This window comes from Mesorhizobium sp. 131-3-5 (assembly GCF_016756575.1).
In the GTDB taxonomy this organism is placed as follows: domain Bacteria; phylum Pseudomonadota; class Alphaproteobacteria; order Rhizobiales; family Rhizobiaceae; genus Mesorhizobium; species Mesorhizobium jarvisii.
In genome coordinates this window covers 5,627,284-5,640,502 of sequence record NZ_AP023254.1, presented here as the reverse complement: position 1 = coordinate 5,640,502, position 13,219 = coordinate 5,627,284, and the positions used below count along the sequence as shown (strand labels likewise).

At 62.5% G+C, this 13,219-nt stretch carries 10 protein-coding genes and 1 pseudogene; 4 read left to right on the top strand and 7 right to left on the bottom strand.

All coding sequences use genetic code 11. The features are described 5' to 3' along the window. Positions 1-36: 36 nt before the first annotated feature. The 3 genes from JG747_RS27730 to JG747_RS27720 are packed head-to-tail and all read left to right on the top strand — an operon-like array spanning position 37 to position 2,645. On the top strand, positions 37-633 hold the full coding sequence (locus JG747_RS27730) for a dimethylamine monooxygenase subunit DmmA family protein (protein ID WP_202360447.1): 597 nt from the start codon (positions 37-39) through the stop codon (positions 631-633). Beyond that, the gene (locus JG747_RS27725; RefSeq protein ID WP_010914761.1) at positions 630-1,595 is read left to right on the top strand and encodes a PDR/VanB family oxidoreductase; all 966 of its coding nucleotides are present in this window, start codon (positions 630-632) and stop codon (positions 1,593-1,595) included. The genes JG747_RS27730 and JG747_RS27725 overlap by 4 nt, the downstream gene beginning before the upstream one ends. A gap of 9 nt (positions 1,596-1,604) precedes the next feature. Continuing rightward, positions 1,605-2,645: a heme-dependent oxidative N-demethylase family protein gene (locus JG747_RS27720; protein WP_202360446.1), complete on the top strand. Its 1,041-nt coding sequence runs from the start codon at positions 1,605-1,607 to the stop codon at positions 2,643-2,645. Here the strand turns inward: JG747_RS27720 and JG747_RS27715 are convergent. After that, positions 2,642-3,355: a helix-turn-helix domain-containing protein gene (locus JG747_RS27715; protein ID WP_064983208.1), complete on the bottom strand. Its 714-nt coding sequence runs from the start codon at positions 3,353-3,355 to the stop codon at positions 2,642-2,644. The two genes, JG747_RS27720 and JG747_RS27715, sit on opposite strands and share 4 nt — an antisense overlap. Before the next feature lie 263 nt (positions 3,356-3,618). On the opposite strand from JG747_RS27715, the gene JG747_RS27710 reads away from it, so the two are divergent. Continuing rightward, the gene (locus tag JG747_RS27710; protein WP_038645283.1) at positions 3,619-4,977 is read left to right on the top strand and encodes an NAD(P)-binding domain-containing protein; all 1,359 of its coding nucleotides are present in this window, start codon (positions 3,619-3,621) and stop codon (positions 4,975-4,977) included. Positions 4,978-5,111: 134 nt separating this feature from the next. On the opposite strand, the gene JG747_RS27705 is transcribed toward JG747_RS27710, so the two are convergent. From JG747_RS27705 to JG747_RS27680, 6 genes and pseudogenes are all read right to left on the bottom strand, one after another. Continuing rightward, entirely contained in the window at positions 5,112-7,091 is a 1,980-nt protein-coding gene (locus JG747_RS27705; RefSeq protein ID WP_202360445.1) for an ABC transporter permease, read from the bottom strand. Next, positions 7,088-8,161, bottom strand: a complete 1,074-nt coding sequence (locus tag JG747_RS27700) for a quaternary amine ABC transporter ATP-binding protein (protein ID WP_202360444.1) — start codon at positions 8,159-8,161, stop codon at positions 7,088-7,090. The genes JG747_RS27705 and JG747_RS27700 overlap by 4 nt, the downstream gene beginning before the upstream one ends. Before the next feature lie 76 nt (positions 8,162-8,237). Beyond that, positions 8,238-9,212, bottom strand: coding sequence for an ABC transporter substrate-binding protein (locus JG747_RS27695; protein ID WP_019856871.1), 975 nt, complete (start codon positions 9,210-9,212; stop codon positions 8,238-8,240). 421 nt (positions 9,213-9,633) lie between these two features. Further along, positions 9,634-10,398, bottom strand: a complete 765-nt coding sequence (locus JG747_RS27690) for an SDR family oxidoreductase (RefSeq protein WP_202360443.1) — start codon at positions 10,396-10,398, stop codon at positions 9,634-9,636. Between the two features lie 88 nt (positions 10,399-10,486). Continuing rightward, positions 10,487-11,284, bottom strand: a complete 798-nt coding sequence (locus tag JG747_RS27685) for a DUF427 domain-containing protein (RefSeq protein WP_244748244.1) — start codon at positions 11,282-11,284, stop codon at positions 10,487-10,489. A gap of 246 nt (positions 11,285-11,530) precedes the next feature. Beyond that, a pseudogene (locus JG747_RS27680) lies at positions 11,531-13,185 on the bottom strand (ABC transporter substrate-binding protein). Between the last annotated feature and the right edge of the window lie 34 nt (positions 13,186-13,219).

The following is a 13,219-nucleotide window of genomic DNA, read 5'->3' as shown; positions in this document are numbered from 1 at the left end:
ACTCAACAGCGAGAGGTTCGAGGCACGAAGACTTAAATGGCAGCCAAAAGCATCATCAGCCGGCCGGTCTACGGAACGCTCTCTCCGCAGCCCGGCAAACATCATCTTTTCATCGCCGATGCCGAAGGTGCGCTCGCTATTTCAGATATGGCCGCAAAAGCGCCCGCCGGGTTTTTCGATGGCGCCGAAATCGACTTTATCCCGGGTCCGGACAACAAACACGTCGCCACCCTCGAAGCGCTGAAGCCGGCGCAGTTTCATCTCGCGCCATCCTTTGCCAGCCTGCTGCCGAGGCTGAAGCAGACGCTGGGCAATGCGCATATGGGCCTGCGCCTCTACCTCGCCGGCACCGAGGGATTGATCGGCCAGGCCATGCAGGTGGCGCTCGAAGCCGGTATCGACCACACCTCGATGCAGACCGAGCATCGCGGCTCGCTGGCCAGGCGCATGCAGTGCGTGCACTGCAAGGGCATCACCGAGAACGTCACGACACAGCCAGCAGCCTGTTCGCATTGCGGCCTGCTGCTTCTGGTGCGCGATCACTATTCGCGGCGCCTCGCCGCTTTCCAGGGTGTCTGCATCAACGCCGAGGATCGCTCGGAGATCCCTCCAATCGAGGAGGCCTTCCCATGAGCACCGGCACCACCAAGCTCGATGTCGTCGTCAGCGATGTCGTCCCGGTCAACGAACTGGTCACCCGCTTCCATTTCCGTCGCCGCGACGGCGAGCTGTTGCCGACCTTTTCCGGCGGTGCGCATGTCGTGGTGGAGATGCGCGATGGCGATCGCACGAGGCTCAATCCCTATTCGCTGATGGGTTCGCCGCTCGACACGCGCGAATACACGATCTCGGTGCGCCGCGACGATGTCGGCCGCGGCGGCTCGCTGTTCATGCACCGGTCCGTCAAGCCGGGCCTGGAGATGGTGATAAGCTATCCCGTCAATTTGTTTTCGCTCGATCTCAGGGCGAAGAAGCACTTGATGCTGGCCGGCGGTATCGGCATCACGCCCTTCATGGCGCAGACAGCGCAACTGGCGGGCGAGGGCGGCAATTTCGAACTGCACTACACCTGCCGGACCGCCTCTCTGGGCACTTATGCCGACGTGCTGCGGGAGCGCTACGACAGGCGCATCCGGCTCTACCATGACGACCGTGACGAGCGCATCGATCTCGACCGGCTGCTGTCGACGCAGCCGCTCGGCACGCATCTCTATGTCTGCGGCCCCGCTGGCATGATCAACTGGGTGCGCGACCGCGCGGCCGCCTTGGGCTGGCCATCGGAGGCCGTGCATTTCGAGCATTTCGCGGCACCCCAGCCCGGCCTGCCTTTCGATGTGACGCTGGCTGTCAGCGGCAAGACGATCCGCGTTGATGAACAGCAGAGCCTGCTGGAAGCGATCGAGGCCGCCGGTGTCGATCCGCCCTATCTCTGCCGAGGCGGCGTCTGCGGCCAATGCGAAACCAATGTCATCTCTTACGATGGCAAGTTCATCCACAACGACCACTGGCTGAGCGAGGAAGACCACCGCTCGGGCTGCAAGATCATGCCATGCGTGTCGCGCTTCGAGGGCCGGTCGCTGGTGCTGGAAAGATAGGAGGCGAGCTTGGGCATCACCTTTCGCAAGGAAACCTTCCGCGACGATTTCACCTTCAGGAACAGCCCGGAGCACATCAGGCGGTTCCCGTTCCCGTTCCATGAAGACGCCTACATGTATGCGGTCAACATCGAGCCGCACGTCGTCGGGCCGAAGGGCAGCGTGCTGGAGAATCTGATCGATGTCGACGAGCACTACGTCGCCGAGATGCAGGACCGCGCTTTGGTGCTCGCCGAGGATCCGCTGCGCTGCCAGTCGCTGCCGCATATGACGCTGGCCGGCTGGGATCTGCTCGAACTGCTGATGGAACAGCAGGCGCTGGGCTATCCCGAGCATTTCACGCTGACGCGGGACGGCGACCGTTGGCGCTGGATCAACCGGCCGCTCGGCATCGACGACACCTTCACATTCGGCGACACCTCGACCCTGCCTTACGGGCCGATGGAATACATCACCCGCCAGAGCCAGGGCGATTTCTGCATCCTCGATCAGCGCGACGGCAATCTGTGGATGGATGCCGGCATGGTCACCACCCAGGCCGACTGGTCGCTGGATTTCGACATCGGCATGAATTTTTTCGAGTGGCATGCACCGGTGCCGCTGGCGCATGAGAAGGGGATTTTCACGCGGGCGCTGAAATTCCTCACCAACATCCAGCAGGGCAAGCCGGCGCGGCGCCTCAACTGGACGATGACCATCAATCCGCGCCTCGATACCAGCCCGGAAAATTACCACAAATGGGGTCCGGACCGGACGACCGTGACGCCCGAGAATGTCGGCGACAAGGTGCATCTGCGCGTCGAGCTGCAAAGCTTCTGGCGGCTGCCGCGCTCCAACGGCATCGTCTTCCCGATCCGCTGCTACCTGATCAAGATGGACGAGCTGGTGACGCAGCCGAAATGGGCACGCCGCCTGCACCGCGTCATCCGCGACCTGCCCGAGGAACTCGCCACCTACAAGGGTCTGACACGGTACCGGCCGGCGCTGGTCGAGTGGCTGTCGAAGCTGGATGATGGCAGCGCGACCAGCCCGGGTTTTGGGCCCGATTAACCCGCGCTGTTCTGCGGATAGCAGATGATCGACAGATACCGCATCGGCAGTTTCGTCAGCTGCTCCGGGCCGTGCGGCGCGTCGGCGTCGAAGAACAGGCTGTCGCCCGGCTTCATCGGATAGAGGTTGCTGCCGTGCCGGTAAACGACTTCGCCCTCCAACATATAGAGGAACTCCATGCCCTCGTGCTGGAAGGTCGGGAACACATCCGAATCCTCGGTCAGCGTGATCAGGTAGGGTTCGACGACGACACCGCTGGTGTTCGACCCGATATGGCCGAGCAGATTGTACTGGTGGCCGGCGCGCGTGCCGCGGCGCTCGACATCCAGGCCTTCGCCGGCCTTGACGAAGACAGCGCTGCGCTCCTCCTCGAAGCGGCGGAAGAAGGCGGTGACGGGAACGCCGAGCGCCCGCGACAGCGCCTGCAGCGTGGTCAGCGACGGCGAGGTGATGCCGTTCTCGATCTTCGACAGCATGCCCAGCGAAATGTCGGTGGCGACGGCGAGATCGGCGACGGTGATACCGAGCTTCTTGCGGAACGCCCGCACCTCGCGGCCGATAGCCACCTCCAGAACTTTCTCGCGTGTGTCGCGGATGGCGTGTGGGTTCTGCGTCAGCGGTGCGCGGATGGTCTTGCCGTCCGCCGAGACCTTTGGCTGGGGCTTCGGCTTGGCACCGGCAAGCCCGGCCTTGGAACTGTCTTTCGCCATGTCGCTCCCGGATTTCGCGGATTAATTTCACTCAAGGTGAACATCAGAGCTGGCGATACAGCAGCGCGGCGGTGTCGGCAAGCCGTCTTAAGTGCCATCGGACGATCCCATGGATTCTGTCCGCGTAGGTTTTTCGCCAGGAATCCTTTGCGGGCAAACGCTGTTCCCGCAGATGTCAGTTGACAGCACCGAAGGGCCAATTAGTGTCACTGTCAGTGAAATTTGTTTCGCTGGGGAAATCAAAAAATGAGGAGGCCCTTGAAATGAAAACGCGTGTTGCCGTCATCGGCGCCGGACCGTCCGGCCTGGCACAGCTCAGGGCCTTCAAGTCGGCTGAGGACAAGGGCGCCGACATCCCTGAAATCGTTTGCTTCGAAAAGCAGTCGGACTGGGGCGGCCTGTGGAACTATACCTGGCGCACCGGCCTCGACGAGCATGGCGATCCCGTGCATGGCTCGATGTACCGCTACCTCTGGTCGAACGGGCCGAAGGAATGCCTGGAGTTCGCCGACTATACGTTCGAGGAGCATTTCGGCCGGCCGATCGGCTCCTATCCGCCGCGCGCCGTTTTGTGGGACTACATCAAGGGCCGCGTCGAAAAATCGGGCCTGCGCAAATGGGTGCGCTTCAACAGCCCGGTGCGCATGGTGACCTTCTCGGACGAGACCAAGAAATTCACCGTCACCGCGCATGACCGCGCCAACGACGTCACCTATTCCGAAGAGTTCGACAACGTCGTCGTCGCCTCAGGCCATTTCTCCGTCCCCAACGTTCCCTATTTCGAGGGCTTTGCCACCTTCAACGGCCGCATTCTGCACAGCCATGATTTCCGCGACGCGATGGAATTCAAGGGTAAGGACATATTGATCATCGGCCGCTCCTATTCGGCCGAGGACATCGGTTCCCAATGCTACAAATACGGCGCCAAATCCATCACCTCCAGCTATCGCTCCAAGCCGATGGGCTTCAAATGGCCGGAGAATTGGAAGGAGGTGCCGCTGCTGCAGAAGGTCGTCGGCAAGACAGCCCACTTCAAGGACGGTTCGACCAAGGACGTCGACGCCATCATCCTGTGCACCGGCTACCTCCATTCCTTCCCCTTCCTCACCGACGACCTCAAGCTTAAGACCGCCAACCGCATGTGGCCGCTCGATCTCTATGAAGGCGTGGTGTGGGAAAAGAATCCGAAGCTGTTCTATATCGGCATGCAGGACCAGTTCTACACCTTCAACATGTTCGACGCGCAGGCCTGGTTCGCCCGCGATGTCATCATGGGCCGCATCAAGCTGCCGTCAGTCGAGGCGATGGCCGAGCACAGCGCCAAATGGCGCGCCCGCGAGGAAACGCTGGAAGACGCCGAGCAGATGATCTGGTTCCAGGGCGACTATACCAAGGAATTGATGGACCAGACCGACTATCCCGGCTTCGATGTCGAGGCGGTCAACCAGACTTTCATGGAATGGGAACACCACAAGGCGGAAGACATTATGGGCTTCCGCGACCACGCCTACCGTTCGCTGATGACCGGCACCATGGCGCCGCTGCACCATACGCCCTGGCTGCAGGCGCTGGACGATTCCATGGAGAGCTATCTCGAGGTGAAGGGCGTCGCGGCGGAGTAGCCGCGGCGCATCTTCCTACCTAGAGCCGCTCACCGCTCACCGCTCACCGTTTAACGGAAACGGTGAGCGGCTCTAGCGCTTTGTTTTTGAAGAAATTCCGGACGGAAAACCGCTCACACTTTCCTGGAATTGCTCTAACCCAGCCTTGCCCGCGCCTTCGCCGTCCAGGCGTTAAACAGCCGGTCGGCGACGATGCCGATGAAGGCGATTGCCAGGCCCGCGACAATGCCGCGGCCGGAATCGGCTTTGGACAGCGCGATGAACACCTCCTGCCCGAGGTCGCGCGTGCCGACCATGGCGCAGATGATGATCATCGCCAGCGCCATCAGGATGGTCTGGTTGACGCCGAGCATGATCTCGGGAAGCGCCAGCGGCAATTGCACGCGAAAGAAGGTCTGGCGCGGCGTGCAGCCCGACACCTTGGCCGCCTCGATCAGAGCCGGCGGCACCTGTCTTATGCCGTGATTGGTGTAGCGGATCGCCGGCACCACGGCGAAGGCTATCGTTGCAATCATGGCGGTCACGTCGCCGACTCTGAACAGCATCACCACCGGGATGATGAAGCAGAAGGACGGCAGTACCTGCAGCGTGTCGATAATGGGTGTGACGACCTTCTCGAAGCGGTCGCTGCGCGCTGCCATCAGCCCGATCGGGATGCCGATCAGGCAGGCGATGAAGGCCGAGATGCCGCAGAGATAGACCGTCGCCATGGTCTTTTCCCACAGCCCGGTGACCGCGCAGAAAGCGGTCAGCGCGGCGACCAGGGCCGCCAGGCGCAGGCCTGAGAGCTGATAGCCGGCAAGGCCGAGCAGGAACACCGCGCCCAGCCACGGAAAGCCTTCGCAGAAGGCGCGCACCGGGTTGAGCACGTTGAGGATCAGCGCCACGCGAAAGGCTTCGATCGCATCGAAGAAGTTGATCGTCACCCAGTTCACCGCCGCCTTCCACAGCGGCGCGGTGGTGAAGGTGATCGCCTTCGGCACCGCCGCGAAAGCCGGGACGAACAGGCCGAGCAGCGTGGTGACGGAAAGGATGGCGATGGCCAGCGACAGATTGGGATGGCGTCGCCAGAAGCTCGGGTTCACCGCCTGATGAACATGGCCCTTCGCCTGCTTGTGGGCTATGGCCTGGCTCAGCCGGTCGAGTGCGATCGCCAGCGCCACGATGGCGAGACCAGCCTCCATCGCCTCGCCAACCTTCAGCGCGCGCAGCGCCAGAAGCACGTCGTAGCCGAGGCCGCCGGCGCCGATCATCGAGGCGATAATGACCATGTTGAGCGCCAGCATGATGACCTGGTTGACGCCGACCATCAGCGTCGGCCGCGCCGAGGGCAACAGCACCCGCCAGAGTTTCTGCCGCGCCGTGCAGCCTGCCATGTCGCTGAATTCGCCGATCTCCAGCGGCACGCGGGTGAGGCCGAGCATCGTCGCCCGCACCATCGGCGGCGTGGCGAAAATGGCGGTGGCGATCATCGCCGATACCGGGCTGTTGCCGAACAGGAGCAGCATCGGGATGAGATATGCGAAGGTCGGGATCGTCTGCATCAGGTCGAGGGCAGGGGAGACGATGAGCCTTTCCGCCCAAGGCTTGCGCCAGGCCCAGATGCCGGCGAACAGGCCAGTGACGATGCAGAACGGCACGGCGATGGAGATCAGCGCCAGCGTCAGCATGGCGCTGGTCCATTGGCCGAACAGCGCGATGTAGAGGAAGCAGCCGCCGACCAGCAGGCTGAGTTTCCGACCGCCTACGGCATGTCCGGCGATGAAGGCGACGGCGCAGACGCCAACCCAGGAGAGGCGCGGCAAGACATAGGCGTCCGCGCCATGGCCGATCTTGAAATTCTTGGCCAAGAGATTGAGCGCGAAATCGAGCGGCACGCCGAGCACCGCGGTGATCGAGCGCGTCAGCCAGGACAGGTTCGACTTGATCCAGCCCATCAGCGCGCTGACCCAGTCGGCGACCGGTACGACGGCGCTGGCCGGATAGTTGACAGCCCAGGGGACACTGTCCTGCAGCAGGAACACCAACAGCACAGCGGCAAGGGCCGCCGCCCAGACGAGCAGCCACCGCTGAAGTGGCGGCCTGGCCTCGCTGGCGCTTGCCGCCACCGTCATGCGCCGGCTCTCGCGTGCTCGATGCCGGCCAGCAGATCGATGACCGCTTGCGGCGTCACTTCGCCGATGGGCTTGCCGGTGCCGTTGATCACCGCGAACGGCTTGCCGGCCGAGACGATGCTGGCCGAGAAACTGGCGATCTTGGCATCAGGCGAAACCGTGCCGCCATGCTCCGAACCATCGCAAGTCCGCATCAGGCTGCGCGCCGAAATCACCTTGGCGCGGTCGACGTCGCGGGTAAACTCTGCGACATAGTCGGTCGCCGGATTGACCACCAGTTCCTCCGGCGTGCCGATCTGGATGACCTCGCCGTCCTTCATGATGGCGATACGGTCGGCCAGCCGGATCGCCTCGTCGAAATCATGGGTGATGAAGACGATGGTCTTGTGCAGCATGGTCTGCAGCCGCATCAGCTCGTCCTGCATTTCGCGCCGGATCAGCGGATCGAGCGCGGAGAACGGCTCGTCGAGGAACCAGATCTCCGGTTTGGTCGCCAGGCTGCGGGCTATGCCGACGCGCTGCTGCTGGCCGCCGGACAATTCGCGTGGGTAGAAATGCTCGCGGCCGCGCAAGCCGACCAGCTCGATGACCTCGCGGGCGCGCCCCTCGCGCGTTGCCCGGTCCTGCCCCTGGATGCTGAGCGGAAAGGCGATGTTGTCGAGCACATTGAGATGCGGCAGCAGCGCGAAATTCTGGAACACCATGCCCATGCGGTGGCGGCGCAATTCGATAAGCGCCGCATCGGAAATCTTGAGCAGGTCCTTGCCCTCGAATTCGATCTTGCCATGGCTCGGCTCGACCAGCCGCGACATGCAGCGCACCAGCGTCGATTTGCCGGAGCCCGACAGGCCCATGATAATGAAGATCTCGCCCTGGCGAATTTCGAGATCGACGGCGCGCACGGCGCCGACCAGTCCGGCAGCATTGACATCGGCCATGCTGGCCTTGCCGTCGCGCTCGCGGATGAAACTGGCCGCGTTCGCCCCGAACAGCTTCCAGACATTGCGGCAGGCAAGTTTTACCGGGCGATCGTTGGTGCCTGGTTGGGTCGATCCCTGTTCAGTCGTCATCCAATCGTCCTTCTGGAACATCAAGACTTGGGACCCGGCCGATCAACGGCCGGGTCTCGCTTTCCAGTCGGAACGATCACTGCGCCCAGGCTTTCCAGTCTGCCTCGTGGGCGGCGATCCAGGCGGCGGCGACATCTTCCGGCTTCTTGCCGTCAAGGTCGATCTCTCCGCTCATCTTGTTGAGCTCGTCGGTATCGATCGTGAAGGCCTTGGCCACCTTGTAGGCGACCGGCCATTTGTCCTTCATGCCGTTCCAGGCATATTTCCAGATCTCGCCATGCGGCTTGCCGCAATCATATTTGGCGTCGGGGTTCACGCCCCATTTCGGATCGTTGTAGCATTCAGGCGTGTATTCGGGGAACTGCACCCATTCGCCCTTGTACTTGGCGGGCGCCCAGTGCGGCGAATAGATCCACAGCATGATCGGCGCCTTGCGCTGATAGGCGGAATCGAGTTCGGCGAACATCGCCGCATCGGTGCCGGCATGGATGACGGTGAAGGGCAGTTTCAGTGCCGCGACGCGCTCGTCGTCAAAGCCTTCCCAGGTCACTGGGCCGCCGAGATAGCGCCCCTTTGGTGCGGTCTCCGCCGTCGAGAACGAAGCCGCGCATGTGGCGTCGAGCAAGGCATGCCAGTCTGGCAAGGTTGGGCATTTCTCCTTCATGTACTCAGGAAACCACCACTCTTCCTTGGCCTTCGGGCCGAGCTTGCCCAGCCGCTCGGTCTGGCCGGTCGCATCGGAGGCCTTCATCGCCTCGCCGGCTGTCGTGTCCCAGAACTCCAGGCCGACATCGAGGTCGCCATTGGTGAGGCCGGTGGTCAGGCTGGAGAGGTAGTCGGCGGTCGGGTATTCAACGGTATAGCCGAGCTTTTCCAGGATGCCGCCGAGGATCTTGGCGTTGAGATTGACGCTGGTCCAGTCGAACAGCGCGATCTTGATCGGGTCGTTGGATTCCGGTGCGGCGGCCTGGGCGGAAGGTGTCAGCAGACTCAGCGTTGCGAGCGCAACGGCGCCCATCGATAGTTTTGAAACTCGACTGCGAAATGACATGCTTGTTCTCCTTCAAGCTGTGACGGTTATCGGTCGTTCCCTTCTTGCGGCTTTTCTTGATTGTGTTGGAAAGGCGGTTCGCTGCGCAAGTCCGTCGGCGCCAAAATTGTCGCCCTGGCCTTGGCCAGCGCAGGCAAGATGTTGCTCAATTCTCGTGATGATGGAATATGCCGTCCGCGTCATGGCTGCCGACAGACCGCTGGTGGAGCGATCATCTGCGGATCAATTGCCAGTCTTGCGGCGCCCGGCAAGGTGCAAGCCATCAAGGTCCCATGATCTCGGCTGTCGGCATGGCAAGCCCCATCTCGCCAAGCCCTTTCATAGGATGAAATTATATATACCAACGTTCATCTCGCGCAACGACTAACGCTTCGCAGATGCACAAATTCAGACTGCAGGCGAAGTTCGGCGAGATGTGGCCCTACCAGCAGATGTAGCCGCCATCGACGATCAGGTCGAGGCCGGTGACGAAGCTCGACGCGCGGCTGGCCAGGAACACCGTCGGCCCGACCATTTCCTCCGGCGCGGCCATGCGCCCCATCGGCGTGTCGCGCTTGAAGATCTTGATCTCCTCCGCCACCTCCGGCCGCTTGTTCATCGGTGTCAGCGTATAGCCTGGGCTGACGACATTGACGCGCAATCCGCGATCAGCCCACTCCATGGCAAGGCTCTTGGACATGTGGATGACGGCGGCTTTCGAGGAGTTGTAGTGCGCCTGCGTCAATCCGCGATTGACTATAGTGCCGGACATCGAGGCGATGTTGATGATCGAGCCTTTGCGGCGCGCCAGCATCTTGCGGGCTTCGGCCTGGCAGGACAGGAACACGCCGGCGACGTTGACCTCGTGCACCTTCTGCCATGTCTCGAGCGACAAGGTCTCGGCCGGTTCCGAACCGGCGATGCCGGCATTGTTGACGGCAACGGTCAATGCACCGAGTTCGGCCTCGACGCGATCGATTGCCGCCGCCAGATCGCTCGCCGAAGCGACCGTGCCGGTCAGCACCAAAGCCCTGCGGCCAAGTGCCGTGACTTGGTGCGCGGTCTCTTCAAGCCCACCTTTCGACGCATGACCGAAACACGCGACGTCGGCTCCTGCCTCGGCCAATCCAATTGCGATTGCCTGGCCAATGCCGCTGCCGGCACCGGTGACCAGCGCGACATCGCCATCCAGCTTGAAAAGATCCATCGATAGCCCTCCCGTTTCAGGGAAGGTATGCGCTGGGCCATGTTTCGATCAAGCGCTCAATGCGCAAGCCGCCAAGGGGCGGCGATGCCTAGAAATAACCGTCCGATGCCGCCGTCGCCTCTTTCGGGATCTCGACGCCGTCGACCAGGATCTTGTCGACCAGTTCGTGGTGGAAGCAGACCAGTCCCTTGATGCGCTCGGCCTCATGCACCGGCTCGGGATAGTACCAGACGAGATTCTCGTGCCGCTTCTTGGGCGTCGTCACGTGATAGTAGTTGGAGATGCCCTTGTAGGGGCAGCGCGAAATGTAGCGGCTGGGCGCGAACATATCGAGCCGCGTGTCCGAGATCGGCAGATAGTGGCGCACCGGATGGCCGGTTTCGAACAGAAATATGCCACGGCGTGAATCGGCGACCTGTTCGCCGTCGAGAATGACCTGCACCCGCCGCGAGGAGGGCAGGCAGTCGACCCGGCGGAACGGGTCGCGGGCGTGGACGAAGATCTCTTCGTCTTCCTCGTACCAGTGCGTCATCTTGGGCCAATAGAAGGACATGTAGTCCGATAGGTCAGGCGATCCCTTGACCGGATCCAGATAACGCCAGGCGGCATCCTCGACCAGCGTGATGCCGGTGTTCAGCGAATAATGCGTGGCGACGCCCTTGAACGGGCTTTCTGTCGTCGTCCTGCTCGGCAGCAGGAACTCCTCGCGCACGTCGCTCATCGGAAAGTAGTAAACTGGCAGATGATCGGATTCGTAGAGCACCAGCGCCTTGGTCGTATCGGCGACGATCATCGATCCCACCTGCACGCGCAGCCGCTTCTGCATCGGCATGGTGAAGGCGACATAGCCCGGCTCGAACTCGTACTGCACGATACTGTCGAGCAAGGGGAAATGCGGTCCGCGACCGCGCAAATGAGGCTTGCGAATGGTAGTCTCCCGTTTCTTGTCTTTTGTCATCGAGCGTTGGCGCACAGCGAGATGAACCTGGATTGAGCCATGGTGCCAGAGAAGGTTTCCGGGCGGCGGGTTTCCGTTGCATCGAGCCGCTCGAACGATGGCCCCCCATCGCTTTTCGCAGCCTTGCCAGCGGATAGCCTCACCGCCCGAAAGCAGAATTGTCCAATCCAGCCTCTATCCCAGCGACACACGATCGAGCAGCAGACCGGCTGCGATCGGCGGCAGGCCGCTGACATTCTTGCGCACCGGCACCAGCAGGTCCGGAAAATAGCTGAAAATGACCGGTGTCTCGTCGAGCAGCAGCTTCTGGATGTCGGAGGCCGCCGCGCGCTGTGCGCCGATATCGAGCGCCTTGAGGTAGGAAGTGACCATGCCGTCATAGGCAGTGTTCTTGAAATGCGCCGCGTTCCACGGGCCGTCGCTGACCAGCGGGCTCTTGAGGAACACATTGGGCACGCTGCGGTGCGCGTAGTCGGTGATGCCGAGAGGGCTGTCCAGCCAATCCGACTGGCCGAACACCGCCTTGCCGTAATATTTGTCCTGGTCCTCGATGTTGAGCGCGATGCGGGCGCCGATCTCCTTGGCGAAATTCTGGAACAGCTGCGCGTAGCCTGGAATGTCGGAATAGCGCAGCGTCGTCAGCGTGATGTCGAAGCCGCTGGCGAGGCCGGCCGCCTCCATGAGCTGCTTGGCCTTGGCGATGTCCTGGACACGCTGCGGCACCGTCTTGTCGGTGGCGGGAAAGGCCGGCGCGAACGGGCTGTCATTGCCCGTCGCCGCCATGCCGCGGCACAGGCCGTCGACCAGCTTGGAGCGGTCGATGCTGAGCGCCAGTGCCTGGCGCACGCGCTTGTCGGTGAAGGGACCGGTGTCGCAGCGCATGTGCAGCTGGCGGTGCGCGGTCGAGGCGACACGCAGCACCGTGATGTCGGGGCTGTTGACCACCACCTGGCTGACATCGAGCGGCACGGCGTCGAGGACGTCGACCTCGCCGGCCTGCAGCGCCAGGATGCGCGGCTGCACGTCGCCGTAGAATTTGAATTCGAGCCGGTCGGGCAGCGCCTTCTCGCCCCAATAGTCCTCGTTGCGCACGAAGGTCGCGCCGACCTTCGGCGTGTAGCTCTCCAGCCGGAACGGTCCGGTGCCCTCAAAGGTCTTTTCGTAATCGCCCTTGTAGCTCGCCGGCAGGATGACGGCGTTGTAATTGTCGATCGACACCGAATAGGGAAAGCTGCCGTTCGGCGCATCGAGATGGAAGGCGACAGTGTGGTCGTCGACTTTCTGCGTGCCGCCCTTCGACAGCAGACCCTTGAACACCGAAAGCGCGTTCGAGGCGCCGTTGGGATCGGCGAGGCGATCGAAGGTCGCCACCACGTCGTCGGCTTTAAAATCCTCGCCATTGTGGAACTTCACGCCCTTGCGCAGCTTGAAGGTCCAGACACTGCCATCCGCGTTCGGCGACCAGCTTTCCGCCAGCACCGGCTTCAGGGTGAGATCCGGCTGCGTGATGCACAGGAATTCGGCGGTCTGGAAAACCAGCTGGTAGCTGCCGCTGTCATAATAGGTACGGGATCGATGGCGCCGCCAGGCGTCGCCACGCCGGCGCGCACCGTGCCGCCGGGCTTGCCCTCGGCGCGGGCCTTCGGGGTGCCGAGGCCGGCGGCCGCGACAAGGCTGGCCAGGAACGGCAGGGAAAGGCCGAGCACGCTGCCATGGCGCAGGAAATCGCGGCGGTCGAGCCTGCCGGCCAGCAATTCGTCGACAGCGGAATTTTCGATTGCCGTCAGGTTTTTGCGAGCGGCGTCGATCGTCATGAAATGCCTTGGCATGGCTGCATTCCTCGCTTGCCCTTGAGGGACCAGC